This window comes from Nocardia salmonicida (genome assembly GCF_036142455.1).
GTDB classification, from domain to species: Bacteria; Actinomycetota; Actinomycetes; order Mycobacteriales; family Mycobacteriaceae; genus Nocardia; species Nocardia salmonicida.
On the sequence record NZ_CP108014.1, the window covers coordinates 5,097,247 to 5,123,892 of the forward strand.

The window sequence follows — 26,646 nt, forward strand, 5'->3', positions numbered from 1 at the left end:
ACCCCATGGCTCTCGTCACGCGCGTGACGGACCTGATCGGCCGCACCCCCCTGTTCGAACTCGCCGTCACCGACGCCGGTACCCGGTTGTTACTCAAGCTCGAACAGTTCAATCCGACCGGCGCCGCCAAGATCAGAATGGCTCGATCGATGGTGCTCGACGCGGAGCGGCGAGGTTTGCTGCGCGATGGCGGGCATATCATCGAGTCGACGTCCGGCAACACCGGACTCGGCTTGGCGGTGGTCGCGGCCGAACGCGGCTATCGGTTCACCGCTGTGGTCGACAACCACGCCTGTAAGGACAAGTTGCGCGCGATGCAAGCCATGGGCACCGACCTGGTGTTCGTCGCCGATGACGGTGACGACGAGCTCGCCACCTCGGCGCGGGAAGACCTCGCCGAGGCCATGGCGGCCGCCCGCGACGACGCGTACTTCACCGAACAGCACAACAACGACGCCAACGCCGTCGGCTACTACGCCGTGGCCGAGGAATTGCTGGAAGACGTCGAGCGGGTCGACATCCTGCTCTCGGCGGTCGGCACCGGCGGCTCGCTGTTCGGCACCGCCACCCGCCTGCGCGACCTCGGCAAGCCCGCCAGGGTGATCGGGATCGAGCCGGTCGGATCCATCGCCTTCGGCGGCGAGGGCGGGCCGTATTGGCAGTCGGGCACCGGCACCCCGCCCGGGGCGACCATCGGCACCGCCGTCGACTACGCGCTGCTCGACGAGGGCGTGAAGGTCAGCGATGTCGACGCCTTCGCCACCACCCGCGCCGTCGCGAGGACACACGGTCTGTTGATCGGCGGTTCGGCGGGCGGTTCGGTGCACAATGCCTTGGCGCGGCTGGAGGAGTTCCCGGCCGGGTCCACCGTGGTGACCATCGTGTGTGATGGTGGCGAGAAATATCTCGACACCGTGTTCGACGACGACTGGATGCGCGCGCGCGACCTGCTCGACTCCGCCGCCGAAGCCGAAGTGACCACGCTGCTGCGCCGCTATTCGCCGCTGCGGCATCAGGACGAATTGATGGAGGTCAGGTGAGCGCGAACGCGCGCGAGACGAACCACGGAGCGGGTGGGTGAACGGCACGCCGACCGATAGCAGCGCGCTGGCCAGACTGGCGACGCCGATCGCGCTCACCCAACTGGCGCAGATCGCGGTCTCGACGACCAACCTCGCGCTGATGGGCACGCTCGGTGTGCGCGAGGTCGCCGCGGGCGGGCTGGCGCTGGTGCTGTTCAACCAGATCCGCACCATGTGCGTCGGGCTGATCACCGGCACCGGGAATCAGATCGCGGGCGCGCTCGGCGCGGCAGGCAAGCGTGGCGGTTCGGCCGACGCCGAGGTGCGTGCGGTGGTGCGGGCCGCGTTCGTGATCGCGACTCTCGCAGGCCTGCTCGGTGGGGCTCTGCTGATCGGGCTCGGCTGGGTATTGCCCTGGCTCGGCCAGGACGCGGCGGTGCTCGAACTGGCCCGGCCGATGATGATCGCGCTCGCGCCCGGATTGCTGCCGTGTCTGTGGTTCCAGGTGTTGCGGCAGTACACCGTCGGCATGCAGCGCCCGCAGGCGCTGCTGCTGGTCACGCTCGGCTCGGTGGCGTTGAACCTGGTGCTCGCGCTGGCCTTCATCCACGGCTGGGCGGGTATTCCGGTGATGGGTCTGACAGGTGTGGGCATCGCGACCTCGCTGGTCTTCCTGATCACCTTCGGGGTGTTCTGGGCGATGGTGCGCCACGACGAACAACTCGGCCGCACGCTGCCGTCGACGCCGTGGCCGGTGTGCTGGGCGACGGTGCGCGAGGAACTGCGCCTCGGCACCCCGATCGCGCTCACCTACGGTTCGGAAGCGGGCATGTTCTCGGTGCTCGCGTTGGTGATGGGCAGTTTCGGGCCCGCCGCGCTGGCCGCGCACAACGTCGTCTACCAGATCATCTACATCGTGTTCCAGATGGCGATCGGGCTGTCGCACGGTGCGTCGATCCTGGTCAGCGACGCTGTCTCGCGCGAGGAGTTCACCCGTGCGAGGGCGCTGGCCTGGTTGGCGTTGCGGATGGCCGCGGTGATCGCGATCGTCACCGGTGTCGTCTATGTGCTGGCCCCGGACATCATTCTGGCGCCGTTCCTCGACACCACCGACACCGACACGATCGCCATCGCGCACACCCTGCTGCTCATCGGCATCGTGCTGCAGTTCTTCGACGCCGCCCAGAACATCGGCACCGGGCTGCTGCGCGGTCTGAAGGAGACGTCCGCGGGCTTCCGGCTGTCGCTGGTCGGCTACTGGGGCGTCGGCCTGCCCTCGGCGCTGCTGCTCGCGTTCCCGCTGCATCTGGGCGCGGCGGGCGTGTGGTGGGGTCTGACGGCAGGCTTGGCCACCACCGCCGTGCTGATGCTGCGCAAGTACTTCGCGCTGCTCGATCAGGTCAGCATGACGCCGCCACGACGCGTGCCCGTCACCCAGTCACGATGAGCACGACAAAGGCGGGCGACCTCGAGTCGCCCGCCTGATGTCGCGGTTCGTCAGAGATTCACGCCGTAGTCGCGAGCGATGCCCGCCAGGCCCGAGGCGTAACCCTGGCCGACCGCGCGGAACTTCCACTCGTTGTTGTGGCGGTAGAGCTCGCCGAAGACCATCGCGGTCTCGGTGGACGCGTCCTCGGACAGGTCGTAGCGCGCCAGCTCCACGCCGGTGTTCGCGTCGGTGACGCGGATGTAGGCGTTGCGGATCTGGCCGAACGACTGGCCGCGCGCCTGGGCGTCATGGATCGAGACGGGGAAGAAGATGTTGGTGATCGTCGGCGGGGTGGCGGCCAGGTCGACGTTGATGATCTCGTCGTCGCCCTCGCCCTCGCCGGTCAGGTTGTCACCGGTGTGCTCGATGGTGCCTTCCGGCGAGCGCAGGTTGTTGTAGAAGATGAAGTGCTGATCCGAGAGCACCTTCAAATTCGTCCCGGTGGCCAGCGCGCTGGCGTCGAGGTCGTGGTCGGCACCGGTGGTGGTGCGCACGTCCCAACCTAGCCCGACCGCCACCTTGGTGAGGTTGTCGGTCTGCTTCGACAGCGAGACATTGCCGCCTTTGGCGAGTGTGACGCTCATGAAAACCCTTCTGTCCAGATGATGTGCCGTAGAGGAACTTACGCTGTGGGTCCGGCGTCGATCCACGTTCGCAGGGTCTCGACCCGACCCTCGAGCGCTCGCAATTCGGTGTCGTCGAGAACGGTGCGCTGGATGCCGCGGTCGACGGCGAACGCGGACTGCCGATGGTCGTCGATCACATCCACGTCCAGCTGCACCGCGGTGTAGTCCTGTGCCGACGGCATCTGCTCGGCGAGGACCGTCGCCCGTCCGCGCGCGCACAACGCCACATTGCCGCCGCCGAGGATCAGCAATGCCACCTCCGGCCGCGCCCGCAATCGCGCCAGCGACCCACGATCGGACTTCAAGCTGAGGAGAATCCGCCGGTCACCCGCGCGCACCGGCCAGGAGACCGGGATCGCGTGCGGCCCCGGATCGGTGGTCACCAGCACCGCGATGGTTTCCTGCGGCCATACCGGCAACACGTCCAGCTCAGGATGGTCGGACGCCACGTCCTGCCTTGCCGAATCTACCTCTGTACCCATCAGCCTCACCTCGACGATCGCCGGACCCCTGCCCCGCCGCGAACGACGAGCTGCCTCGATTCTAAAGCGGTGCGGCCCTTGCTCGCTGGTGCGCGCATGATTGGCCACAAGATCTCAGCAACGTCTCAGACGCTGACGCCGTTCCCCGAACCCACGATCGACCATTAGCCGATCGGTAACTGACCGCCAGCGGGTAGTGCTCAGCGCGGCCAGAAGGTGTGCCAATCCTGGCTGGTGAGCGGCGAGCGGGTGCCCCGTTCGGCTTCGGCGGCGTCCTCGGCGGCCCGGATCGCGGTGGCGAAGTCGATGGACGCTGTGCGCAGGCGTTCCTCGGCCGAGTCGGGGCCGCCGAGCTCGACCACGCGCAGGGAGTCAGGGACGAGGTCGGCGGGCAGCCCCGCGGCGGCACTGCGGGTGCGGATCTTCTCGGCGAGGGCGAGGGCGGGTTGGGCCATCGCTATGCCATCGAGGCAGGAGCGACGGGACTTCTCCGCGGATTTGCGCTCCTCCCAAGCCTTTTCCTGCGCCGCGATCTTGTCGTCCACCGAGGCCCCCGAGGAGAAATCGGCGTCGGTGAGGTAGGGGCTGCGGTGGACGAGCTTGCCGACCAGGGTCGCCGCGACGTCGTCGACGGTGAATTCGCCCGCGTGTTCGGCGATTCGGGAGTGGAACAGCACCTGCAGCAGGAGATCGCCGAGTTCTTCCTTGATGGTTTCGGCATCGCCTGCCTGGATGGCGTCGAGGAGTTCGTAGGTCTCCTCGAGGAGGTAGGGCCGCAGGGAATCGTGGGTCTGGGTGCGTTCCCAGCCGCCGAAATGCCAGAGGCGGTCCATCACCTCGACGGCGTCGGACAGTCCCGCGGCGACCACCGCGGTGTCGGCCTGCTCCTGGGAGATCTCCGGGCTCATCGGGCCGCCGCGGTTTCCGTCGGAACCGAGAGATCCACCATTCCTTGGGGTTTGCCGTCGAGCACCAGCAGTAGATCGGCGACGAACTGCAGCACTGCCACGTCACGCACCCGGTCGGCGCCGACGCTGTCGGTGATCCGCGGCAGCGGCAGGGTGATCAGACCGCTCGCCGGGCGATAGTTGGCGGCGGGGTAGATCCGCTTGAGCCGAAGTTGTTTGGAGTCGGGCAGATTCAGCGGGGCGATCTTGAGCGAAGAACCGGTGACCACGATCTCGGACACGTCGTACTCGCGCGCGAGCAGGCGCAGCTTGGCCACCGCCACCAGTCGCCCGACCTCCACCGGCAGCGGGCCGTAGCGGTCGACGAGCTCTTCGATGACCGCCGCCAGGGCCGTATCGTCCTGGGCGGAGGCGAGTTTGCGGTAGCCCTCCAGCCGCAGGCGGTCGCTGGCGATGTAGTCGGGCGGGATGTGCGCGTCGACGGGCAGATCGATACGCACCTCCTTGTTCTCCTCGGTGACGATCGGCTTGCCGTCGGCCGCCGCGCGGTAGGCCTCCACCGCCTCACCGACCAGTCGGACATACAGATCGAAGCCCACGCCCGCGACGTGACCGGACTGTTCGGCGCCCAGCACATTGCCCGCGCCACGGATCTCGAGGTCCTTCATCGCCACGGCCATACCCGCACCGAGATCGGAGTTCTGCGCGATGGTGGCCAAGCGGTCGTAGGCGGTCTCGGTGAGCGGCTTCTCCGGCGGATACAGGAAGTACGCGTAGCCGCGCTCACGGGAACGACCGACGCGACCACGCAACTGGTGCAGCTGCGAAAGCCCGAGGGAGTCGGCACGTTCCACGATCAACGTGTTCGCGTTGGAGATGTCGAGGCCGGTCTCGATGATGGTGGTGCAGACCAGCACGTCGTATTCGCGCTCCCAGAATCCCTGCACGGTCTTCTCTAGCTGGTCCTCGTTCATCTGACCGTGCGCCACGACGACGCGCGCCTCCGGCACCAGATCACGAATCTTCTTGGCGGCTTTGTCGATCGAGGACACCCGGTTGTGCACGTAGAAGACCTGGCCGTCACGCATCAGCTCACGGCGGATGGCGGCGGTGACCTGCTTGTCGTTGTAGGCGCCCACGTAGGTGAGCACCGGGTGCCGTTCCTCGGGCGGGGTGAGGATGGTCGACATCTCGCGGATGCCCGCCAGGCTCATCTCCAGGGTGCGCGGGATCGGGGTGGCCGACATGGTGAGCACGTCGACGTGGGTGCGCAGCGCCTTGATGTGTTCCTTGTGCTCCACGCCGAAGCGCTGCTCCTCGTCGACCACCACCAGGCCGAGGTCCTTCCAGCGCACACCGGTCTGCAGCAACCGGTGCGTGCCGACCACGATGTCGACCGAGCCGTCGGCCATCCCGGCCAGGATCTCCTTGGAATCGGCGGCATCGGTGAACCGCGACAGACCACGCACCGTCACCGGGAAGCCCGCGACACGTTCGGTGAAAGTCTGCAGATGCTGCTGAGCGAGCAGGGTGGTCGGCACGAGCACGGTGACCTGTTTGCCGTCCTGCACCGCCTTGAACGCGGCGCGCACGGCGATCTCGGTCTTGCCGTAACCGACATCGCCGCAGACCACGCGGTCCATCGGCACCGCCTTCTCCATGTCCGACTTCACGTCGGTGATGGCGGTCATCTGGTCGACGGTCTCGGTGAACGCGAAGGCGTCCTCCATCTCCTGCTGCCACGGCGTATCCGGGCCGAAGGCGTGACCGGGCGCGGCCTGGCGCGCGGCGTAGAGCTGCACCAGCTCCCCGGCGATCTCGCGAACAGCCTTGCGCGCCTTGCGTTTCGTGTTCGCCCAGTCGGAGCCGCCGAGCTTGGACAGGCTCGGCAGTTCGCCACCGACGTAGCGGGAGAGCTGGTCCAGCGATTCCATCGGCACGAACAACCGGTCGCCGGGCTGGCCGCGCTTGCTCGGCGCGTATTCGATGACCAGGTACTCGCGCCGCGCGCCGCCGATGGTGCGCTCGATCATCTCGACGAACCGGCCGATGCCGTGCTGGTCGTGCACCACCATGTCGCCCGAGGTGAGGGCGAGCGGGTCGACCTGGTTGCGGCGCTTGGCGGGCAATCGCTTGCCCTCGGTGGGCGCGGTGACCCGGTTGCCGGTGAGGTCGGACTCGGCCACGACCACCAGACCGGCGTCGTCGAAGATCAGGCCGTCGTGCAGCGAACCACACAGCACCCCGACCACGCCCGACTCCGGTGCCGCACCGGCGGGCAGCAGGGCGGCGGGCACCTCGGCCTCGCCGAGCCGCTCCAGCACGCGTTGCGCGGTGCCGTGGCCGGTGACCACCACGACCGCGCGGCCGCCGGTGGCGACGTGCGCGCGCAGCGACGCGAAGATGGTGGCGACCAGTTCCTCGGAGCCGCGGGCGGTCGGCCCGGCGGATACCGGCAGGTTCACCTCGATCGGATCGCCGGAGCTGAGCGGACTCAACGTCCACCAGGGCAGGCCGAGTTCGTCTGCGCTGGTGTGCAATTCGGGCAGGCTGCGGTAGCCGGAGGCAGCCAGGTCGAGGCCGTTGGCGCCCAGCGGCGCGTCGCTGCCGAACGAGGCAGCGGTCCACGATGCTTCGAGGAATTCCTCGCCGGTGCGCACGAGATCGGCTGCGCGGGTGCGGATCTTCTCCGGGTCGCACAGCAGCAACTGGGTGCCCGCGGGCAGTGCCTCGGTGAGCAGGCTGAGCTTGCCCGGCGCCAGGACCGGCAGCAGAGCCTCCATGCCGTCGACGGGAATGCCGTCGGCGATCTTGTCCAGCATCTCGACCAGGGAGGCGTCGGCCTCGTTGTCGGCGACGACCGCGGCGGCGCGTTCGCGCACCGGCGTGGTGAGCAGCAACTCGCGACACGGCGACGCGACGACCAACTCGACCGTGTTCTCGCTGAGCGAGCGCTGATCGGCGACCGAGAACGGACGGATCTCGCTGACCTCGTCTCCCCAGAACTCCACGCGCACCGGATGATCCGCGGTCGGCGCGAACAGATCGAGGATGCCGCCGCGTACCGCGAACTCACCGCGCTTGCCGACCATGTCGACGCGGGTGTACGCGAATTCGACCAGGCGAGCGAGCAATTCGTCGAAATCGTATTCGCCGCCGACGCGCAGTACGACCGGTTCGATATCGCCGAGCCCGGCGGTCATCGGCTGCATCAGCGAACGCACCGTGGTGACCACGACCCGGAGCGGATCGGGGTAGACGGGGTCTTCGGGATGGGCCAGCCTGCGCAGTACCTCCAGCCTGCGGCCCACTGTGTCGGGACCGGGCGAGAGACGTTCGTGCGGCAGGGTCTCCCAGGACGGGAACATGGCTACCGACGGGCCGATCATCTCGGTGAGTTCCACGGTCAGATCGTCGGCCTCACGACCGGTCGCGGTCACCACCACCAGCGGGCGCTGGTCGGCGATCGTCGCGGCGACGAACGGCCGTACGGCCGACGGTGCGACCAATTCCACCCCGGACTTGCCGACCAGGTCGGTGACCGTCCGCAGCGCGGCGTCACCCGCGACCACTTCGGCCAGACCGGCGAGCGGAGGACGAAGGGAGGACATTGTTCGCTCCTGAATGCGCAGACGGGATCGGCGAGGCAGCCGTCTCGAAGTCTAGATGAGTGATTCCAGGGGGTCGGCCCGCGGCTGACCCCGGAGTGCGCGCTGCGTCGGGGGTGGTAGGCGACCTGTGAGAGACATCACATAAGGGATTTCGACCAGTCGCAGAACGCATTCGCCACGAACCTCCGAAAGCTATACGTCTATCGAGTAGGTGATTCATGACGACCACGGTCGGAATATCAGCGGAACGCACTGTCGTCCGGGGGGTGCTCCTGTCCAACGCACCGGGGAAACGGCCCGAGGTCCTGCAGGCAGTCGAGCAGCGGGTGGCAGACGGGGGCTCGATCGTCGGTGTGCTCGACGCACTCACCGAGTCGTCGCCGGTCGTCGCCGACGTTGCCGTGGCCTATCACACGGCGGAGGACCGGCAGCGGATCGTGTCGCAGCTGGCGGACGGGCAGTGGCGGGCATCGTCGCTGGTTTCGACCCGATCGGCACTGTTCGCGCTGGTCGGTGACATGCCCGAACTCACCGAGTTCGAGACCGTGGTGCTGCTGAACCTCGCCGATCGCACCGCGACCGCCGTGGTGGTCGGGCCGGATCGTCGGCAGATCCTGGCGTCGGACACCTGGACCACCGGATTCGCCGACGGCACCTCGCTCGACGGTCCGGTGGAAGCGTTCGATGCCGACGCGATGACCGAGACGATCGCTCAGGTGCGATCGATGCTGGAGTCGATTCCGACGCATCCCGGCGCGGTGGCCCTCTGTGGTTCATCGGCGGCCGATCCCGAGATCGCGGGCGCCTTGCGTTACGCACTCACCGCGCGCGTAGTCCTCGTGCCCGACTTCGCCGAGGCAACAGCGCGCGGAGCCGCGCTGATCGCCGCCGACCAGGTGCGACAGCAATCCGCCGAACCTCCGCGCGCGCCTCGGCGTCCCAAGCGGCTACTGCTGACCGCGGCGGCGCTCGCGGCTTTCCTCGGCGTGTCCGGATTCGCGGTCGCGCAGGTACTGGACGACAGCACCCCGACCACGAACGCGGGTTCCCTGGACACGACCAGCCATTCGCCATCCTCGACGCCGACAACCGTCGAGGCCCCGCTTCCGACCTCGCCACAACCACCGGCTGAGCCCGCTCCACCACTGGCACCTGCGCCTGACCCCGGCGTACCGTCGGCCGCCGCGCCCGCGCCGCCGTCGGCCGCGACGGCCCCGACCGCGCCTCGTGGTCCGAATCCGCCCACTCGGGTTCCAGCACCCGAGGACGGCCCCACAGACTCCTCCGCGCCACCGAGCTCACCGGAAGCGGCCGCTCCGAGCGCCCCTCCGACACCGGCGAAGGTCGGCCCTCCGGGTCCGCAGGGGCTGTTCCCGGGAGAATCGCCGCCCCCGGCGGCGGGCTCGGACCCCGCGGCGGAACAGGCGTGGTGGGCCAACCATTGGAACCTGAAGCGACAGTGGATGAACGGCGGCTGAAACACACCGCTGGGTGGGATCGCGCGGGGGTGAACGCCGACGCGCGTATGGTCGAGGCGTGAGTCTGGCTCGACGTGAACGCCACGCCCTCGTGGAAACGATGACCGAGGCCGGCCCTGCCGCGCCGACCCTGTGCGGCACCTGGACGGTGCACGACCTCGCCGCCCACCTGGTGGTCCGGGAACGCAGGCCCGACGCTTCGATCGGCATCATGTTCCGGCCGATGGCCGGGTACCTGGCGGCGAAGCAGGCGCAGATCGCACAGCGCCCGTTCGCCGAACTGCTCGAGCTGGTCCGCACCGGCCCGCCGTGGTGGTCGCCGCTACGCCCGGTCGACGCGGTGGCCAACCTCAGCGAGATGTTCGTCCACCACGAAGACGTGCGCCGGTCCGAACCGGGCTGGGAGCCAAGGCAATTGGCGGAGAGCGACGAAGAGCGCCTCTGGAAGACCCTGCGCACCGTCGCCCGTGCGGCCTACCGCAAGTCGCCGGTCCCGGTCGTCCTCGCGACGCCGCAGGGTGCCAGGATCACGGCGCATCGTGGCGACGGCGCCGAAGTGGTGCTCACCGGCCCGCCGTTGGAACTCCTACTGCACGCCTTCGGCCGCGACGAAGTCCGGATCACGCCGACCGGTGCCGACGCCGACGTGCGGGCAGTGCTCGGCACCGACCGCAGCGTGTGAACTAGACGACGTAGCGGCGCAGCCTGCGCGCGGCGAATTCCCGGAAGTACGACAGCTTCTCCGGCGGCACCAGCGAGGGCAGCAGGAAATACCAGGCCCGCTCCATCCGCGCCGCCATCTGATCCATCGTCTCGGTGCCGACCGCGACGATGTGCACGCCCGCGGTCAGTTCCTGCAGCAGCACGCCGACCACATCGGGATCGAGGTCGGCGATCAGATCGCCCTGGGCGATGGCCCGTTCCGACAGCAGCCGGTAGGTCTCACCCCAGGTCTTGGCGATGTTGTCGCCCTGCGCGCCGCGATAGTCACCGATCTGATGGGTGAGCTTGAGCATCGCCCCCACCATCGGATCGTTCATCGATAGATCGGCCACCACATAGGTGATCCCGATACCGGCTTCCAGCGCGGGCACCCGGGAATCGAAGAAGCCCTGACACGATCCGATCAGGCGTTCGTTGCCCTGATCGACCACCGCCCTGGCCAGCTCCTCCTTGGAGCCGAAGTAAAAGTACAAGGCGCCCTTGGTCACATTGGACTGCGCGATGATTTCGCTGAGGCTCGCGTTGGCGTAGCCCAAACGGAGAAAGACATCGGCAGCGCCAGCAAGGACGGAGTCGCGGGTGATCTCCGCGCGTGCTTGCCTAGCCATCAGATCCGCCTGTCATCCAATAATCCAGCCATCCTGAAGTAGACCGACATCCCGAAATTTGATCGACATACCGCCCGGCAGCACCCAAAAGGATGGGTGAACCGTACCACCAGGCGCCAAAGTGGCAGCCGAATCATGGATTCGGTCCACACTGCGTGCGCTAACGTCCGGTTACCCCACCGATAGTTGGTGTAGTCCCCGTATTCCATTCGGAGCTGAGCCCCGGTTCGGCTTCCAAATGACTCAAACCGTTCCAACACAGATTCACCAGGTGCGCCGCGACCACCTCTTTGGGCGGGGTTCGCTCGTCGAGCCACCAGGTGGCGGTGGTCGACACCATGCCGACCAGGGCTTGGGCGTAGAGCGGGGCGAGGCTGGTATCGAGATCACGGCGGCCGAAATCGCTGGCGAGCAGATGCGCGACCTGGTTGACCGCCTCGTTGAGCAGGCTCGAGTAGCGACCGTCGGAGCTGGCCGCGGGCTGATCGCGGACCAGGATCCGAAACCCGTCGGTCCGTTCCTCGATGTAGGTGAGCAGAGCCAGCGCGACCTGCTCCAGTCGCACCCGCGAGCGATTCTGGGTGAGCGAGGAGGTGATCATCTCCAGCAGCATCGACATCTCGCGATCGACGACCACCGCGTAGAGACCTTCCTTGCCGCCGAAATGCTCGTAGACGACCGGCTTGGACACCTGCGCGCGCTGCGCGATCTCCTCGATCGATGTCGCGTCATACCCCCGCTCCGCGAACAACGCGCGACCGATCTCGATCAACTGCTGCCTGCGTTGTGTTCCGGTCATCCTCGGCCTGGTAGCGCGACCCGGCTCACTGGAAGACATACTCCCCCGCCTCTCCGTGCCTGTTGCCGGTCTTCACGTGCTCCTCCACTACCGCACCGGACCGACGGACGTGCGCGGTCGAAGTTGTGGGCGCCCCCGAGGAGTAACCCAGGTACTCGCGAAATCTGTACGAACGTTCCAGAAGGCTAACAACGCGCCGCGAGGCGGTGCGCGACAGGCGTACACAAGATTCGCCCGGGGGCGGGATCGTGTGCGAGGATCACTGGCGTGCCGTAGCACAGTGGTGGGCCTCGACGGCCCACTGGTGTGGCGATCCGCCGTAGTGTAATGGCAGCACCTCTGATTTTGGTTCAGATAGTTCAGGTTCGAGTCCTGGCGGCGGAGCACACACGGACACAGTGACGTATCGTCGGCCCGCACCATCTACCGACCGAACCCGCCACAGCACACTCGCTGACAGGCAGCCGAGGGAGATCCATGCCACCGCAGACCGCCGTCGTCGTTCTCGCAGCAGGTGCTGGGACGCGAATGCGGTCGAAGACTCCGAAAGTGCTGCACCCGTTAGCAGGCCGGTCGATGCTCTCGCACGCGCTGCACGCCGCCGCCGAGATCGATCCGACCCACCTGATCACCGTCGTCGGGCACGACCGCGAGAAGGTCGGAGCCGCCGTGGCGGACGTGGGTAAGGAGCTCGGCCGCGAGATCGTGTGCGCGGTGCAGGAGCAGCAGCTCGGAACCGGCCACGCGGTGCAGTGCGCACTGGGTTCGATCCCGGCGGACTTCGACGGCGACCTTCTCGTCACTTCGGCCGATGTGCCACTGCTCGACGGACACACCCTCTCCGCGCTGCTCGACGAGCATCGCAGCTATGCCGAGCGGCCCGCCGTGACGGTCCTGACCTTCGTGCCCGAGGACGCCAACGGCTACGGCCGGATCGTGCGCGACGACGACGGCCAGCTCGCCGAGATCGTCGAGCACGCCGACGCGACCCCCGAACAGGCCAAGATCAAAGAGGTCAACTCCGGCGTCTACGCGTTCGACGCGTCGGTGCTGCGCACCATGATCGGCCGACTCTCGACCGCCAACGCCCAGCACGAGCTCTACCTCACCGACGTGCTTCGACTGGCCCGCGAGGCCGGTCGCCCGGTGCACGGCGCGAGGCTGGTCGACTCGAACAAGGTCACCGGCGTCAACGACCGGGTGCAACTGTCCCAGGCCGGCGCCACCCTCAATCGCTACATTCTCGAGCGCCACATGCGTGCGGGCGTCACCATCATCGACCCCGCGACGACCTGGGTCGACGCGAGCGTGCGGATCGGACGCGACGCCGTGCTGCGGCCGGGTACCCAGCTCTTCGGCGAGACCCAGATCGGCGAGGACGCCGAGATCGGGCCGGACACCACGCTCACCGATGTGTCCGTCGGCGAGGGCGCGAGCGTGATCCGCACCCACGGTGAGCGCGCCGAGATCGGCGAGGGCGCCACCATCGGACCGTTCAGTTATCTGCGGCCGGGCACGGTCGTCGGTGAGGAAGGCAAGCTCGGCGCTTTCGTCGAGACCAAGAACGCCTCGATCGGCGCGCACTCGAAGGTGCCGCACCTGACCTACGTCGGCGACGCGACCATCGGCGAGTACAGCAACATCGGCGCTTCCAGCGTTTTTGTGAACTACGACGGGGTGAACAAGCACCACACTGTGGTCGGTTCCCATGTGCGGACCGGTAGCGACACCATGTTCATCGCGCCGGTCACCGTGGGTGACGGCGCCTATACGGGTGCGGGTACTGTACTGCGCAGAAGCGTTCCACCGGGTGCACTTGCTGTGTCGGGTGGGCCACAGCGCACTATCGACAACTGGGTGCAGCGCTACCGTCCAGGAACCGCTGCGGCGCGCGCGGCGGCGGAAGCCATCGCGGCAGACGAGACGTCTTCGAAGACAATCGAGCAAAAGGATGGCAACCAGCAGTGACCGCGTTCTCGATCGACAATCAGAAGAACTTGATGCTCTTCGCAGGCCGGTCACATCCTGAGCTTGCCGAACAGGTCGCCAAGGAACTCGACGTCGACATCACTCCGCAGACCGCGCGTGACTTCGCCAACGGTGAGATCTTCGTCCGGTTCGAGGAGTCGGTCCGCGGTTCCGACGCCTTCGTGCTGCAGAGCTTCCCCGCGCCGCTCAACCAGTGGCTGATGGAACAGCTCATCATGATCGACGCGCTCAAGCGCGGTTCGGCCAAGCGGATCACCGCGGTGCTGCCGTTCTACCCGTACGCACGCCAGGACAAGAAGCACCGCGGCCGCGAGCCGATCTCGGCCCGCCTGGTCGCCGACCTGCTCAAGACCGCGGGCGCCGATCGCATCATCAGCGTCGACCTACACACCGACCAGATCCAGGGCTTCTTCGACGGCCCCGTCGATCACATGCACGCGCTGGTGCAGCTGTCGGACTACATCCGCACCAACTACCCCTCGGACAATCTCGCGGTGGTCTCCCCCGACGCGGGCCGCGTGAAGGTCGCCGAGAAGTGGGCCGACGCGCTCGGCGGCACGCCGCTGGCGTTCATCCACAAGACCCGCGACCCGCTGGTGCCCAACCAGGTGAAGTCCAACCGCGTCGTCGGTGACGTCGAAGGCCGCACCTGCGTGCTGATCGACGACATGATCGACACCGGTGGCACCATCGCCGGTGCGGTGAAGGTGCTCAAGGAAGCGGGCGCGGGCGACGTGATCATCGCGGCCACCCACGGTGTGCTCAGCGATCCGGCCGCCGAGCGCCTCGCCAACTGTGGCGCCAGGGAAGTCGTCATCACCAACACGCTGCCGATCAGCGAGGACAAGAAGTTCCCGACGCTGACCGTGCTGTCGATCGCGCCGCTGCTGGCCCGCACCATTCGCGAGGTCTTCGAGAACGGCTCGGTCACCGGCCTGTTCAACGGCAACGCTTGAGCTGTTCCGCCTCCCCGCGAATCTTGGCCAGACCGAGGTGCGGGGTGAGTAGGGGACGCGGCAAGACTCCCTGGGTGGAGGGTTAGCTCGTGCCCGGTGAGTTACCCATGTTCTCTCGAGATCAGTCGGTGCGCTTGTCCTCGGACAATGGCGCGCCGGCTGGTCTTTGGTGCATGGTGGTCCTGTAATTCGGGACGGGAGGGGGGCGGTATGGGGACTGAGCCGGAGCGGCGGGTCGAGCTCGGTAAGGATCGGGGTGTGCCTCGGGTGCAGGATGCGCCGGAGGTGTCTGATTCGTCGGGCGGGGAGCCGTGGGGTGGGATCGCCAACCCCGTGACACCTCGCGATGCGGCGCCGTATCCGCCGCCACCTGCCGTACAACCTTGGGGTGCAGTGGCGAATCCGGGTCCGGCTGTCGAGATGCCGCCGTATCCGCCGCCTCCGCCGGTTTTTCCCGCTCCTGGTTATCCCGCCGCTGGTTATCCCGTTTCCGGTAATCCGCCGCCGGGTTATCCCGCGCCCGTCCGGGCACCGTATGGCGTTGCGCCGTATCAGCCGTATCCGCCGCAGCCGGGTTATGGGTACCGGGACACCACGCCGCTGTGGTCGATCTTCAGTTTTTGCTGTGCCGCCGCGTCGGTGTTCGGCGGGTTGGCGTTGTGTGGGCTGCCGGTGCTGATCACCGCGCCGACGGGCATCGTGCTCGGGCTGGTCGGGCATGCCAAGGGCGAGGAAATGGGCAAGTGGGCCGCCATCGTCAACGGTGCGATCGCGGCGCTGGCCGCGCTGGCCGTCGTCGTGTTCGTGGCGATGATCGGCGGTATCTGAGCCGTGGCGCGCGATACTGGTAGCGGTAACCTGACCGATCAGGCCTGCTCCCCCGAACAGAACTGAGAAACGCCGCACCGATGGATGCTTTCACCGGATTCCCGCTCACCGGACTCGACTTCTACGAAGACCTCGAGGCCGACAATTCGAAGGCTTTCTGGAACGCGCACAAACACATCTACGACGACGCCGTGCGGGCCCCGATGACCGCGCTCGCCGCCGAACTGGCGGCGGAATTCGGACAGGCCAAGATCTTTCGGCCCTACCGTGATGTCCGGTTCTCGGCCGACAAGCTGCCCTACAAAACGCACCAGGGTGCGGTGGCGGCGGTGTCGCCCGGCGTCGGTTGGTACGTGCAGATCGGGGCGGCGGGGTTGTTCGTCGCCGGCGGCTGCTTCCGGCCCTCGCCCACGGCCTTGGCCGTCTTGCGGGCCACGATCGACGACGAGGTGCGCGGCGCGGAACTCGAGAAGATCCTGGCCGCGACGACGGCAGCCGGTTTCACCGTCGGCGGCGACAAGCTCAAAACCAAGCCGAGAGGCTATGCCGTCGACCATCCACGCATCGATCTGCTGCGCCACAAGTCGCTGACTCTGCACCGCGAGTTCGGCGCGCCGGACTGGCTCACCACCCCGGCCGCGGCCACCGAGATCCGCCGCGCGTGGAACGACCTCCGGCCGCTGGTCGAGTGGTTTGCCGCCGTCCTGGAGGGCGTCCCGGAGGACACGAGCGGCAGGCGCCCGTAGTAGCGGTGACCGACCGGCCCGAGCGTGCCTCGTGACGCCACGGCTCTCGGAGGCCGATACTGGGAACCATGAGCCGTGAACCGTTGGACATGGACATGGGCGATGACGATCAAGCCGACGACATCGTCGAATACGAGCGCTATGTGGAGGACCCACCTGCGGACCACGTGATCCGCAACCACGAAGCCGAAGCCGACGGCTTCCTCGGCATCAACGAGGAAATGTCCGAGGAGTACACCGAGAGCGGGTCCCGCCGCGAGGCGTTGGCACAGGACGAACGCCCCGCCGAGGAAGTCGCGATGGGAGTACGCGGCGACGACAAAGTCGATGGCGACCTCTTCGACGACGACGCCGTCAACGGCGAGGAAGGCACCGAAAAGGCCCTAGAGGGCGACGAGAACCTCACCAGCGGCGAATACCTCGCCGACGAACTCGACCTCTAACTCCCCGCGTCGCCGGTGCACGACACGCTGGCATACGGCCCGCTGGCCGTTTGCTCGGCGAGCACCTCGTCGCCGACGAGGATCCTGCAGGTGACATCGCCACCGTCGGCGTCGGCCGAGGCGGTGAGGGTGACGGTTTTGAAGATCCCGTCGATGCTGACCTCCTTCGTCCAGGGCAGAGCGGCGTCGGTGTCCTGCGCGATGTCCATATTGCGACCGGAGTAGGTGATCGAACTGGCCTGGCCGGTTCCGTCGACCTGATACGTCACGTTCACGGCGCGATTGATCTCGTTGTCGACCTCGTTCACCGTCGTCGCGACAATGGCGATGCACGAGCCGAGTCCGACCAGGAACACCAGTAGGACCCCACCGAGAACCCATGGCCAGACCTTGCGCTTCTTGGGCGGCGGGTAGCCACCTTGCGGATAGCCGCCCTGCTGGTACGGCGGGCCACCCTGCTGGTTCCAACCTTGTGGCTGTCCGTAGGGCTGCTGTCCATACGGCTGTTGTCCGTAAGGCTGTTGTCCGTACGGCTGCTGCTCATACGGCTGTTGTCCGTAAGGCTGTTGTCCGTACGGCTGCTGCCCGTACGGCTGCTGCTCATACGGCTGTTGTCCGTAAGGCTGCTGCCCGGACGGCTCATAGCCGGGCGGCTGGTCGCCCGACGGCGGAGAACCCGATGGCTGTTCACCGGAAGGCTGCTGATTGTGCGGGTCCGGCGACGATCCAGGAGGCTGCTGACCAGGTCGATCCGACATGTGAGCTCCTTTGCTCGGCGACGTGGCCCACTACACGCGTGAGACCTGGGTCACATGTTGATCTTACTGCGCGGGTCCTTTCGGTCGGAAGAGCCGCCGACCCCCTGATCAGCGGCGTTCGGCCAGGGCCAGGATGAACCGGTCGTCGGGGTCGGTCCAGGTGTGAGTGGGGGTGAAGCCGGCTTTATCGAGTTCGGCGGCGAGGGATTCGGGGCGGAATTTGGCGGAGATCTCGGTCCGCATTTCCTCGCCTGCCGCGAAATCGACGGTCAGGTCGAGTCCGGCGACGGTGGCTTTCATCGCTTCCGTAGCGCGCAGGCGCATTTCGATCCATTCGTTCTCGGCGTCCCAGATGGCGACGTGTTCGAATTTCTCCGGGACGAAGTCGGCATCGAGCCGGTTGTTGAGGACGTGCAGGACATTGCGATTGAATTCCGCGGTGACGCCCGCGGCGTCGTCGTAAGCGGGGACCAGGATCGCGGGGTCGATGACTAGGCCGGCGCCGAGCAGGAGCAGTTCGCCGGGTTCGAGGACCTCGTTGATGCCTGCCAGGAATTCGGCGCGCTCGGCGGGGACCAGGTTGCCGATGGTGCCGCCGAGGAAGGCGATCATGCGGCGACCGCCCCGGGGCAGGTTGTGCAGGGTGTCGGTGAAGTCGCTGACCACTCCGTGCACGGACAGGTTCGGGTACTCGGTCGCGATCTCGGCGGCCGCACCGCGCAGCGCCGAGGCCGAGACGTCCTGCGGAACGTAGGTTTTCAGTGAGCCTTCAGCGGTGAGGGCGTCCAGCAGCAGACGGGTCTTGGCGGCCGAGCCGGAGCCGAGCTCCACCAGCACCTCGGCGTTGGCCGCCGCGGCGATCTCGCCGACGACCCGCTCGAGGAGGGCTCGCTCGGTGCGGGTCGGGTAGTACTCGGGAAGTCCGGTGATCTGCTCGAAGAGTTCGCTGCCGCGTGCGTCGTAGAACCACTTGGGCGGCAGGGACTTCGGATCGGCGGTCAGACCGGTGCGGGCGTCGGTGCGCAAGGCCGCGGTGAGATCGTCGTCGGTGAGGTGGATGTCCAGCAGCGGCGCGGTCATGAACGGACCCTTTCGGTGGCGGGGAGTTCGAGAGCGGTGATGGTGCAGTGGCCGGGCGTGGCGACGACCAACTGGCGGTCGGTGACGGATTGCCAGCGCGGGTCGGCGTCGTAGGGTTCGGAGGACAACACGGTGTGGTCGTCGGCGACGAGCACCGACAGGGAATGCCAGCAGGTGGTGGCCCACAGCGCGGCGCCGTTGCCGAGCAACAGGTTCAGCCGAGCTGTCGGCTGATGGCGCAGGATGAGCGCGACCAGCAGTTGCACGGCCTCAGCCGGAGAGGTGATCGGCCCCTCCGGGGTGATCGCCCGGAGCAGACCTCGCAGCAGCACCCATAGTGCGGCGGAGTCGGTGAACGCCTCAGCTCGGAGCAGCACTGCGGGCGAGCTGAATGGTGTTGCGGGGGAACCGGGTCGAGCTACAACGGCGGGCGCCGCGGTGGCGAATACTTCGTCGATGTCGGCGAGTACGGCCACGAGGGTTGTTCGCCAGTCGGGGATGACGCCGTTGTGACTGAAGGCCCAGTGTTCGTCGGTGAAGGGGGCGCAGGCGGAACGCTCCACCGGCATGCCGACGGTGGCCGAGCGGACAGCGGCGATCACCGAGCGGGATTCGAGTTGGCCGAGGACTTCGGCGACAGCGGGATCGGTCCAGATCGGGGCCTGGTTGCGGTAGCGGGTAACGGCGTCACGGGCGGCTTCGAAGCCGATATCGGCTCGGCGCCACCAGGCGACGCCGAAGCCGTCGGCGTTGATGGTGCCGCCCGCGCGCATGTCGGCAGGGGCCCAGGACTGGGCGAACAGCGAGTGCGGGCCGCGCATCACCAGCTCGCCAACGCCCACCGGCGGGCCGACGTAACCGAGGTGTCTACACATCAGCGTTCGTCCTCGCGCAGGTCTCTGGCGAGGCGGAAACCGGCGAAGATCTGTCGGCGGATCGGGTGGTCCCAGTTGCGGAAGGTGGCGCGGCAGGCGACCTCGTCGGTACCGAAGGAGCCGCCGCGCAGGATGCGGTAGTCGCCGCCGAAGAAGACCTCGGAGTACTCGCGGTAGGGGAACGCGCGGAAGCCGGGGTAGGCCTCGAAACCCGAAGAGCACCATTCCCAGACATCGCCGATGAGCTGGTGCACGCCGGTGGCCGACGCGCCGGCCGGGTAGGCGCCGACCTCGGCGGGTTCGAGGTGTTGCTGGCCGAGGTTGGCCAGGTCGGCGTCCGGTTGGTCCTCACCCCACGGGTAGCGCCGCGACGCTCCGGTTTCCGGATCGAAGCGCGCCGCCTTCTCCCACTCGGCCTCGGTGGGCAGTCGCTTTCCGGCCCAGCGAGCGAAGGCCTCGGCTTCGAACCAGCACACGTGCACGACCGGCTGGTCGAGCCGCAGCGGGGTGCGGACGCCGAACGCTGTGCGCGTCCATCCGTCACCGTCGCGCTCCCAGAACTGCGGCGCGACCAAGCCCGCCTCCTGGCGGTGCGCCCAGCCGCGCTCCGACCACAGCTCGGCCCGGTCGTAGCCGCCGTCGTCGATGAAGGCGAGGAACTGCCCGTTGGTCACCGGTGCGACATCGATCGCGAAGCCGTCGACCTGCACCGGATGGGCTGGGCGTTCGTTGTCCAGCGCCCACGGATCGGCCGACGTACCCATCAGGAATTCGCCTGCGGGAATGACGATCTCGCCGCCGACCCGAACCCGCGCGACCGGCGCGGGCGGGGCCGAGAGCACCGGCGCGCCGATCCGCAATTGGTGGGTGGCCAGCATGGTCTCGTCGTGCTGCTGTTCGTGCTGGGCGATCATGCCGAAGACGAAACCGTTGTCCACCAGCGCAGTACCGGCCAGATCGCTGGAATCGAGGACATCGAGGACCTTTTCGCGCACCGAGCCGACGTAACCGCGCGCCTGCTCGGGATCCAACAGCGGCAGCGCCGGACGATTGACCCTGGCGTGCTTGAACGCGTCGTAGATTTCATCGATATCAGCGCGCACCGCCTCGCGCCCACCGACATCGCGCACCAGCCACAGCTCTTCCTGGTTCCCGATATGTGCCAGATCCCAGACCAGCGGCGACATCAGGGGCGAATGCTGCGCGACGAGATCGGCCTCGTCCAGGCTGTCGGTGAGCGTGGCGGTGCGGCGGCGAGCACGAGAGAGGACCTCGGCGATCCGGGCGCGCGTGCGGTCGCGGTCACTGTGGTCGGCGGGGACAGAAAGACTCACGAGAGCTCCGAAACAGACTGGTCGACAACGACTTCGGACAGAAGGACAGCGGCTCGCCCGCGATGGACGATCAGCCGTGAGGTCATCGCGACGAGCCGTTGCGCGAGGAGTCGACCTCGGCGAGCGGACTGCGACCGGACCTACATCGGCGGGCCGAGGCTGCCAATTCCGCCGCGGCCTCAGGGGTTCGCGCATGGGCGGCGGCCAGGTCGAACACATCCACCGCCGCGCGGCGCAATTGCGGCTCGAGCAATCCGCAGCGGGCCGACGTCAACCACTCCCCCGCGGTGGGCGCGGCGAGAGCGGTCGCCTCGGCGACGACGGCGGGGGTCGACAGCAGGGCATCGAACAGGTGGATCGGGGTGGTCCACGCTTCGCCGGGTTGGGTGTCGAGGTAGCGCACCTCGAGGTGACCGGACGGTCGGACCGGGGGAAACAGCGTGGTCAGGTGGTAGTCCAGGTCGGCGCGGGTGGGGCGGCGGCCGACTTCGTCGTCGAGGGCGCCCGACAGCCAGTCGGCGAAGGTGGCGCCGGGCGGCGGGAACCAATCGGCGTCCTCATCGGCACAGCGCACGCACAGCAGTGGCACGTCGAGGGCCCAGTGCGCGTAGGAGGTGATCGGGTCGGCCCAGTCGGCCACCGGGGGTCTGGCACGGGACGGGTCGAGGCGTAACCAGGTACGCATGCGCTGGGAGGCCCAGTCGCCCGGCGGGACGCCGTGCAGGCGCGGTGAGCAGGCGAAGGCGGCGATCAGGGTGGGGCCGAGCGCGTAGAGGGCGGTCCAGCGGGCCCGTATCTCGGCGGGATCGGCGCCCGCGTCCACACTGACCTGGGTGGCGGCGGTATTGCACATCATCAGCGTGCCGAAGGGGCCGACGCCGTCGAAACGACGTTCCATCGCCGCGTAGCGGGGTAGTCGGAGCAGGCGCTCGGCGGGACGGCCCGCATCGGCGGCGGCGGCGAAGATGCTGATCTCTCGGGCGGCGAGCAGGTCCCGCAAACGGGCCGCGTCAGCGCGCAGATACTGCGTCAGCGCTGCCGGATCGGCGAACGGTGCGCTGGAAAGTTCGATCTGACCACCGGGTTCGAGGGTGACCAGGCTCCCCCCTGGCAGGGGAACGGCGGCCGAGGCCGGGGCGATGGAGGTCGGTGCGTGCGGCCCGAGGGCCGCTGCCAGCTGGTCGAGCGAGGGGCGTGAACCGGTGGGCCCCGCGGTGAGCCACTCCAGTTCGGCGCCGATCAGCGCAGGTGGTCCGAGCTTGAAACACACGCCGCCGACATAGGCCTCCGCAGCCACCCTGGACGACATTTCGCCCTGGTCGGGGGCGTAATCGGGCCACGATGAGCGTTCCAGAGTGACCGCCATACCAACCTCCACGTGCTGCGTGCTGCCGGGGAACCTGCGTTTCGCTCATTCCAGAGTAGCGAGAACCACCGACAGGGAAAGTGTCGAAAAGGCCAACGACTCAGGGCGCTATCGTCGTCACCATGCTTGACCTCGCCGCGATCAGAGCCGCCACCTCAGGACTTTCCACCGGTCAGGTCTTCCTCGACAGCGCTGGATCGTCTCTGCCGCCGAAGATCGTCATCGACACGATGATCGCCCATTTACACCGCGAAGCCGAGATCGGTGGCTACCGCGCGGCTAACGAACGCCTCGACGACCTCGCCAAGGTGAAGACCTCGATCGCCACCCTCATCGGCGCCACCCCCGACACCCTCGCCCTCAGCGACAGCGCGTCCCGGTCATGGGCCGATTTCGCCTACTCGGTGCCCCTGAAACCCGGCGACCGCATCCTGATCTCCGGCGCCGACTACGCCAGCAACGCGATCGCCGCGCTACAGCGCGCGAAGCGCACCGGGGCCGTGGTCGAGCGTATTCCCAGCGACGACACCGGACGCCTCGACACCGACGCGCTCGCCGACATGCTCGACGAGCGCGTGCGACTGGTGTCGCTCCAGCACGCACCGACCAACGGCGGCCTCGTGAACCCGGTCGCCGAGGCCACCAGGATCGCCCACGAAGCCGGTGCGCTGGTACTGCTCGACGCCTGCCAGTCGACCGGCCAGCTGCCCATCGACGTCACCGAACTCGGGGTCGACGCCATGTCGAGCACCGGCCGCAAATGGCTGCGCGGCCCCCGCGGCACCGGGTTCCTCTATGTCCGTGCCGAATTGGCGCGGACGATGGAACCGGCCCGCCTCGACCTGCACAGCGCCGAGTGGGTGAGCCCCGGCGAGTATCGCCTCGCCGACGACGCGTCCCGTTTCGAGTTCTGGGAATGCGGCGTAGCCGCCCGTCTCGGCCTCGGCGCGGCCGTCGACTACCTGCTCGAACAAGGCCCCGACGAGGTCTACACGGCCGTCGCGAACCGCGCCGAGTACCTGCGCAAGACGCTGCCCGAGCTGCCTGGCGTGACCGTGCGCGACCTGGGTACCGAGCACAGCGGCATCGTGTCGTTCACCGTCGACGGCCACGACCCCGACCAACTGCGCGACCGCCTGGCCGAGCGCGCGATCACCGTTACCGTCAGCCGCGCGGGCTCCACCCTTCTCGACATGTCGGAGCGCACCCTGCCCGCCGTCCTGCGGGCCTCTCCGCACTGCTTCGTGAGCCCGGAGGATCTCGACCGCTTCGTCACGACGCTGGCCGACCTCAGCCGCTGAGCCTCGCGAGGTGCTCGCGGACGATCCGGTCCACGAGCACCCGCGGGTCCTGATCGGGGGCAACGATTTCCAGCGTCCGGTTGACGGCGATCGTCGCCAGACCGTGCACATTGGTCCACAGGGCCAGTGCGCGCTGCGGCGCCGACTCAGCCGCCACCGCCGCGACCAATTCGACCACCTGCCCGTACAGCGGCTGCGTCGTCGCCCGCAGGTTCTCGCCCGAACCCTCCAACAGATCGTGGCGAAACATCAGCGTGAACATCTCGGGCCGCGACACCGCGAAATCCACGTAGTCGACCGCCATCCGACGCAATCGTTCGCGCGGGTCATCGATCGTGGCGAGGACCGCGAACCGCTCGATCAGCTCCCCGAATCCGCGGGCCGCGATCGCCGCGAGCAGGGCCGCGTGGGTGGGAAACCACCGCCGCGGCGCGCCGTGCGAGACGCCGGCGGCCCGCGCGATCGCGCGCAGCCCGAGTGCGCCGACGCCGTCGGTCTCGAGCAGATCGACGCCGACGTCGATCAGGCGCTCGCGCAACGATTCAGGCATACCGGCAATTCTGCACACCAGCTCGGCGGCGTTCGCCGTCGCATACGTAGACAGTGTCTACTAGTCTTCGGTAGACACTGTCTACCGAAGGGCTGCCCATGTGGTACCTGTTGTGCAAATACGTCCTCATCGGCCCGGCGCTGCGCCTGCTCGGGCGCCCGCGCGTCGAAGGACTCGAACACATTCCCCGCACCGGCCCGGTGATCATCGCGGCCAATCACCTGGCCTTCATCGACTCGCTCTACCTGGCCCTGGTGATCCCCCGGCCACTCACCTTCCTCGCGAAGCAGGAGTACTTCACCGGCACGGGGCTGCGGGGGCGATGCAAGCGCTGGTTCTTCTCGGCCGCGGGCCAGGTACCGGTGGACCGAACCGGCGGCGACGCGGCCGCAGGCGCGCTCGCGGCGGCCACCGCGATCCTCGACGGCGGCGGCGCCTGGGCAATTCACCCGGAGGGCACACGGTCACGGGATGGCAGGGTCTATCGTGGTCGCACCGGGGCGCTGCGCGTTGCCATGGCCACCGGGGCGCCAGTGGTGCCCGTGGTCCTGGACGGTACCGATCGCATGAATCCTCGCGGTCGGAAACTGTTGCGTTTCACCAAGGTACGCATCACCGTCCACCCCGCGAGGCACTATCCCGCAGCAGTTCATCACGCCCAGGTCAGAGCGGCAACAGACCTGCTGATGCGGGAAATTGCCACGTTATCGGGTAGACCATATGTAAACCGCTACGCAGCCACCTTCGCTGGCTAGGGCGCAACAGCAGGGGTGCTGGGGTGTCAGCCCGGGTTAACACCCGCGGGGCGGGGCGGGATTTCTTGTTGGGAGTGCAAAGCACGGCCGTAACCGATCGTTGGCGTAAAGGGAGACCGACGTTGAGCAGGTTCACCGACGAAATGTTTGGCACAGCGCTGACCAGCCCGAAGGGACTGGTCACCGGAGAGCCGGAGGCACCACTGCGGCAGACCTGGGGGGAAATCCATAGGCAGGCACGGCGAATGGCGGGTGGTCTCGCGGCCGCCGGGATCGGGCACGGCGACGCTGTCGGCGTGCTGGCCGGTCTGCCCGTCGACATCGCGCCTGCCTGCCAGGCCATCTGGATGCGCGGCGCGTCGATCACGATGTTGCACCAGCCGACGCCGCGCACCGACCTGGAGGTCTGGGTGCGCGACACCGAAACGGTGCTGCGCATGATCGACGCGAAGGCCGTGGTTCTCGGCGCCCCGTTCGATGCCGCCGAACCGGTGTTGCGGGAACGCGGGATCGCTGTGGTGCGGATCGAAGACCTGCACGGTGGCCCGGATGCCGATCCGGTGCCCACCTCGGAGAGCGATATCGCCCTGCAACAGTTGACCTCCGGGTCGACCGGATCGCCCAAAGCGGTGCGAATAACCCACGGCAACTTCTACGTCAACGCGTACGCGATGTTCAACCGGGTCAAGTTCCAGACCGACGACGACGTGATGATCAGCTGGCTGCCGCTGTTCCACGACATGGGCATGGTGGGCTTCCTCAGCGTGCCCATGCAATTCGGCGCCGAGGTGGTGTGCGTGACACCGCTGGACTTCCTGGCCAGGCCGCTGCTGTGGGCCGAGCTGATCGACAAGTATCGCGGCACCGTCACCGCCGCACCGAATTTCGCGTACTCCCTGCTGGCACGGCGACTGCGGCAGGCCGAGCCGGGCACGATGGATCTGTCGAGCGTGCGCTACATGTGGAACGGCGCCGAACCGGTCGACCCCGACACCATGACCGCCCTCGCGGCGGCGGGACAACAGTTCGGGCTCAACCCGATGGCGCTCACGCCGGTCTACGGCATGGCCGAGACCACCCTGGCCGTATCGATCCCCGACCCCGGCTACGGGCAGGTGCTCGACGTGATCGACGCCGACCTGCTCGAAGCCGTCGGCAAGGCGGTGCCGGTCGCCGAGGACGGCCACCACGGCACCCCGCGCAGGCTGCCGACGCTGGGGCACCTGGTCGACGACCTGGAGGGCCGCGTCGTCGACGCCGAACGGCAGCCGCTGCCGGTTCGCTCGGTCGGCGTCATCGAATTGCGCGGCCCCGCGGTCACTTCGGGCTATGTCACCGTCGACGGCTTCCGCCCCGCCCAGGACGCCGACGGCTGGCTCGACACCGGCGACATCGGCTACTTCACCGAAGACGGCCTGATGGTGGTGTGCGGACGCATGAAGGACGTCATCATCATGGGCGGCCGCAATATCTACCCCACCGACATCGAACGAGCCGCCCTGCGGGTATCGGGAGTCCGCCCCGGCAACGCGGTAGCGGTGCGTCTGGACGCCGGTGAGAAACGCGAAAGCTTCGCGGTGGTGGTCGAATCCAACGACTACCAGGACCCCGACGAGGTGAAGCGCATCGAGCGGGAGATCGTCCACGAGGTCTTCGCCGAGGTGGGCGCGCGCCCCCGCACGGTAGCCGTCCTCGGACCGGGAGCCCTCCCGAAGACCTCCTCGGGCAAACTCCGCCGCGCCGACACCGCGGTGCATTTGCGGTAGCCCAACCTAGATCCGCCATGACAGCACTCCCAGCCCCCACCCGCGACCCCTAGGGAGCGGCGGCCACGAAGTGGCCGGTCGCGGCCGGGTCGCCGGTTAGCCACCGGGGCGTACGCGACGAAGGAGCAAGCCCCGGTGGCTAACCGGCGGCCC

The 26,646-nt window shown here is 67.8% G+C and carries 24 protein-coding genes and 1 tRNA gene; 13 read left to right on the forward strand and 12 right to left on the reverse strand.

Annotation, left to right across the window (positions count from 1 at the left end):
- Positions 1–5 precede the first annotated feature (5 nt).
- Both OHS03_RS24015 and OHS03_RS24020 read left to right on the forward strand, forming a co-directional pair.
- Positions 6–1,040: a PLP-dependent cysteine synthase family protein gene (locus tag OHS03_RS24015; RefSeq protein ID WP_328657220.1), complete on the forward strand. Its 1,035-nt coding sequence runs from the start codon at positions 6–8 to the stop codon at positions 1,038–1,040.
- 37 nt (positions 1,041–1,077) lie between these two features.
- Positions 1,078–2,469, forward strand: coding sequence for an MATE family efflux transporter (locus tag OHS03_RS24020; RefSeq protein ID WP_328657221.1), 1,392 nt, complete (start codon positions 1,078–1,080; stop codon positions 2,467–2,469).
- A 50-nt stretch (positions 2,470–2,519) separates the two neighbouring features.
- On the opposite strand, the gene OHS03_RS24025 is transcribed toward OHS03_RS24020, so the two are convergent.
- From OHS03_RS24025 to mfd, 4 genes are all read right to left on the reverse strand, one after another.
- The gene (locus OHS03_RS24025) at positions 2,520–3,095 is read right to left on the reverse strand and encodes a TerD family protein (RefSeq protein ID WP_056813802.1); all 576 of its coding nucleotides are present in this window, start codon (positions 3,093–3,095) and stop codon (positions 2,520–2,522) included.
- 38 nt (positions 3,096–3,133) lie between these two features.
- Entirely contained in the window at positions 3,134–3,619 is a 486-nt protein-coding gene (locus OHS03_RS24030; RefSeq protein WP_056813804.1) for a hypothetical protein, read from the reverse strand.
- Between the two features lie 200 nt (positions 3,620–3,819).
- A complete protein-coding gene (locus OHS03_RS24035; protein WP_328657223.1) occupies positions 3,820–4,527 on the reverse strand; it encodes a nucleoside triphosphate pyrophosphohydrolase in 708 nt (235 codons plus the stop codon).
- Positions 4,524–8,138, reverse strand: a complete 3,615-nt coding sequence (mfd, locus tag OHS03_RS24040) for a transcription-repair coupling factor (RefSeq protein WP_328657225.1) — start codon at positions 8,136–8,138, stop codon at positions 4,524–4,526. The genes OHS03_RS24035 and mfd overlap by 4 nt, the downstream gene beginning before the upstream one ends.
- 218 nt (positions 8,139–8,356) lie before the next feature.
- Here mfd and OHS03_RS24045 point away from each other — a divergent pair, with 218 nt between their 5' ends.
- Together OHS03_RS24045 and OHS03_RS24050 are read left to right on the forward strand one after the other, a co-directional pair.
- Positions 8,357–9,616: a DUF7159 family protein gene (locus tag OHS03_RS24045; RefSeq protein ID WP_328657227.1), complete on the forward strand. Its 1,260-nt coding sequence runs from the start codon at positions 8,357–8,359 to the stop codon at positions 9,614–9,616.
- 58 nt (positions 9,617–9,674) lie between these two features.
- Positions 9,675–10,298, forward strand: coding sequence for a TIGR03085 family metal-binding protein (locus tag OHS03_RS24050; protein WP_056813823.1), 624 nt, complete (start codon positions 9,675–9,677; stop codon positions 10,296–10,298).
- A 1-nt stretch (position 10,299) separates the two neighbouring features.
- Here OHS03_RS24050 and OHS03_RS24055 read toward each other — a convergent pair whose 3' ends face one another.
- Together OHS03_RS24055 and OHS03_RS24060 are read right to left on the reverse strand one after the other, a co-directional pair.
- Complete coding sequence (locus tag OHS03_RS24055; RefSeq protein WP_328657229.1) at positions 10,300–10,947, reverse strand: TetR family transcriptional regulator; 648 nt, start codon at positions 10,945–10,947, stop codon at positions 10,300–10,302.
- A 160-nt stretch (positions 10,948–11,107) separates the two neighbouring features.
- Complete coding sequence (locus tag OHS03_RS24060) at positions 11,108–11,746, reverse strand: TetR/AcrR family transcriptional regulator (RefSeq protein ID WP_194827177.1); 639 nt, start codon at positions 11,744–11,746, stop codon at positions 11,108–11,110.
- 313 nt (positions 11,747–12,059) lie between these two features.
- On the opposite strand from OHS03_RS24060, the gene OHS03_RS24065 reads away from it, so the two are divergent.
- The 6 genes from OHS03_RS24065 (at position 12,060) to OHS03_RS24090 (ending at position 16,708) form a co-directional block, all read left to right on the forward strand.
- A tRNA-Gln gene (locus tag OHS03_RS24065) sits at positions 12,060–12,130 on the forward strand.
- Positions 12,131–12,223: 93 nt separating this feature from the next.
- Complete coding sequence (gene glmU, locus OHS03_RS24070; protein WP_328657231.1) at positions 12,224–13,714, forward strand: bifunctional UDP-N-acetylglucosamine diphosphorylase/glucosamine-1-phosphate N-acetyltransferase GlmU; 1,491 nt, start codon at positions 12,224–12,226, stop codon at positions 13,712–13,714.
- Positions 13,711–14,691 (forward strand): ribose-phosphate diphosphokinase, encoded by a 981-nt coding sequence (locus OHS03_RS24075; RefSeq protein ID WP_056813833.1) that lies wholly within the window; start codon positions 13,711–13,713, stop codon positions 14,689–14,691. Before glmU ends, OHS03_RS24075 begins: the two co-directional genes overlap by 4 nt.
- A 393-nt stretch (positions 14,692–15,084) precedes the next feature.
- Entirely contained in the window at positions 15,085–15,519 is a 435-nt protein-coding gene (locus OHS03_RS24080) for a hypothetical protein (RefSeq protein WP_328657232.1), read from the forward strand.
- 80 nt (positions 15,520–15,599) lie between these two features.
- Positions 15,600–16,265: a DUF2461 domain-containing protein gene (locus OHS03_RS24085; RefSeq protein WP_056813838.1), complete on the forward strand. Its 666-nt coding sequence runs from the start codon at positions 15,600–15,602 to the stop codon at positions 16,263–16,265.
- Between the two features lie 68 nt (positions 16,266–16,333).
- Complete coding sequence (locus OHS03_RS24090) at positions 16,334–16,708, forward strand: hypothetical protein (RefSeq protein ID WP_063915530.1); 375 nt, start codon at positions 16,334–16,336, stop codon at positions 16,706–16,708.
- On the opposite strand, the gene OHS03_RS24095 is transcribed toward OHS03_RS24090, so the two are convergent.
- From OHS03_RS24095 to egtA, 5 genes are all read right to left on the reverse strand, one after another.
- Complete coding sequence (locus OHS03_RS24095; RefSeq protein WP_328657234.1) at positions 16,705–17,466, reverse strand: MmpS family transport accessory protein; 762 nt, start codon at positions 17,464–17,466, stop codon at positions 16,705–16,707. The genes OHS03_RS24090 and OHS03_RS24095 overlap by 4 nt on opposite strands.
- Positions 17,467–17,574: 108 nt before the next feature.
- Entirely contained in the window at positions 17,575–18,546 is a 972-nt protein-coding gene (egtD, locus tag OHS03_RS24100) for an L-histidine N(alpha)-methyltransferase (protein ID WP_328657236.1), read from the reverse strand.
- The gene (locus tag OHS03_RS24105) at positions 18,543–19,421 is read right to left on the reverse strand and encodes a class II glutamine amidotransferase (RefSeq protein ID WP_328657238.1); all 879 of its coding nucleotides are present in this window, start codon (positions 19,419–19,421) and stop codon (positions 18,543–18,545) included. The genes egtD and OHS03_RS24105 overlap by 4 nt, the downstream gene beginning before the upstream one ends.
- Positions 19,421–20,755, reverse strand: coding sequence for an ergothioneine biosynthesis protein EgtB (gene egtB / locus OHS03_RS24110; RefSeq protein WP_328657240.1), 1,335 nt, complete (start codon positions 20,753–20,755; stop codon positions 19,421–19,423). The genes OHS03_RS24105 and egtB overlap by 1 nt, the downstream gene beginning before the upstream one ends.
- A gap of 82 nt (positions 20,756–20,837) precedes the next feature.
- A complete protein-coding gene (gene egtA, locus OHS03_RS24115) occupies positions 20,838–22,121 on the reverse strand; it encodes an ergothioneine biosynthesis glutamate--cysteine ligase EgtA (RefSeq protein ID WP_328657242.1) in 1,284 nt (427 codons plus the stop codon).
- A gap of 122 nt (positions 22,122–22,243) precedes the next feature.
- Between egtA and OHS03_RS24120 the strand changes: the two genes are divergently transcribed.
- Positions 22,244–23,422, forward strand: a complete 1,179-nt coding sequence (locus OHS03_RS24120) for an aminotransferase class V-fold PLP-dependent enzyme (RefSeq protein ID WP_328657244.1) — start codon at positions 22,244–22,246, stop codon at positions 23,420–23,422.
- Here the strand turns inward: OHS03_RS24120 and OHS03_RS24125 are convergent.
- Positions 23,412–23,972 carry a TetR/AcrR family transcriptional regulator gene (locus OHS03_RS24125; RefSeq protein ID WP_328657246.1) on the reverse strand — a complete coding sequence of 187 codons (561 nt, stop codon included), beginning with the start codon at positions 23,970–23,972 and terminating at the stop codon, positions 23,412–23,414. The two genes, OHS03_RS24120 and OHS03_RS24125, sit on opposite strands and share 11 nt — an antisense overlap.
- 98 nt (positions 23,973–24,070) lie before the next feature.
- Between OHS03_RS24125 and OHS03_RS24130 the strand changes: the two genes are divergently transcribed.
- Positions 24,071–24,727 carry a lysophospholipid acyltransferase family protein gene (locus OHS03_RS24130; protein ID WP_328657248.1) on the forward strand — a complete coding sequence of 219 codons (657 nt, stop codon included), beginning with the start codon at positions 24,071–24,073 and terminating at the stop codon, positions 24,725–24,727.
- 122 nt (positions 24,728–24,849) lie between these two features.
- Positions 24,850–26,493: a fatty acyl-AMP ligase gene (locus OHS03_RS24135; RefSeq protein ID WP_328657250.1), complete on the forward strand. Its 1,644-nt coding sequence runs from the start codon at positions 24,850–24,852 to the stop codon at positions 26,491–26,493.
- The last annotated feature ends 153 nt before the right edge of the window (positions 26,494–26,646 follow it).

Bases quoted from the DNA above. Each gene is read 5' to 3' on its own strand.
- OHS03_RS24015 (WP_328657220.1), top strand. From the start codon at position 6: ATGGCTCTCGTCACGCGCGTGACGGACCTGATCGGCCGCACCCCCCTG.
- OHS03_RS24025 (WP_056813802.1), bottom strand. From the start codon at position 3,095: ATGAGCGTCACACTCGCCAAAGGCGGCAATGTCTCGCTGTCGAAGCAG.
- OHS03_RS24030 (WP_056813804.1), bottom strand. From the start codon at position 3,619: ATGGGTACAGAGGTAGATTCGGCAAGGCAGGACGTGGCGTCCGACCAT.
- OHS03_RS24035 (WP_328657223.1), bottom strand. From the start codon at position 4,527: ATGAGCCCGGAGATCTCCCAGGAGCAGGCCGACACCGCGGTGGTCGCC.
- mfd (WP_328657225.1), bottom strand. From the start codon at position 8,138: ATGTCCTCCCTTCGTCCTCCGCTCGCCGGTCTGGCCGAAGTGGTCGCG.
- OHS03_RS24045 (WP_328657227.1), top strand. From the start codon at position 8,357: ATGACGACCACGGTCGGAATATCAGCGGAACGCACTGTCGTCCGGGGG.
- OHS03_RS24055 (WP_328657229.1), bottom strand. From the start codon at position 10,947: ATGGCTAGGCAAGCACGCGCGGAGATCACCCGCGACTCCGTCCTTGCT.
- OHS03_RS24060 (WP_194827177.1), bottom strand. From the start codon at position 11,746: ATGACCGGAACACAACGCAGGCAGCAGTTGATCGAGATCGGTCGCGCG.
- glmU (WP_328657231.1), top strand. From the start codon at position 12,224: ATGCCACCGCAGACCGCCGTCGTCGTTCTCGCAGCAGGTGCTGGGACG.
- OHS03_RS24085 (WP_056813838.1), top strand. From the start codon at position 15,600: ATGGATGCTTTCACCGGATTCCCGCTCACCGGACTCGACTTCTACGAA.
- OHS03_RS24090 (WP_063915530.1), top strand. From the start codon at position 16,334: ATGAGCCGTGAACCGTTGGACATGGACATGGGCGATGACGATCAAGCC.
- OHS03_RS24095 (WP_328657234.1), bottom strand. From the start codon at position 17,466: ATGTCGGATCGACCTGGTCAGCAGCCTCCTGGATCGTCGCCGGACCCG.
- egtD (WP_328657236.1), bottom strand. From the start codon at position 18,546: ATGACCGCGCCGCTGCTGGACATCCACCTCACCGACGACGATCTCACC.
- OHS03_RS24105 (WP_328657238.1), bottom strand. From the start codon at position 19,421: ATGTGTAGACACCTCGGTTACGTCGGCCCGCCGGTGGGCGTTGGCGAG.
- egtA (WP_328657242.1), bottom strand. From the start codon at position 22,121: ATGGCGGTCACTCTGGAACGCTCATCGTGGCCCGATTACGCCCCCGAC.
- OHS03_RS24120 (WP_328657244.1), top strand. From the start codon at position 22,244: ATGCTTGACCTCGCCGCGATCAGAGCCGCCACCTCAGGACTTTCCACC.
- OHS03_RS24125 (WP_328657246.1), bottom strand. From the start codon at position 23,972: ATGCCTGAATCGTTGCGCGAGCGCCTGATCGACGTCGGCGTCGATCTG.
- OHS03_RS24130 (WP_328657248.1), top strand. From the start codon at position 24,071: ATGTGGTACCTGTTGTGCAAATACGTCCTCATCGGCCCGGCGCTGCGC.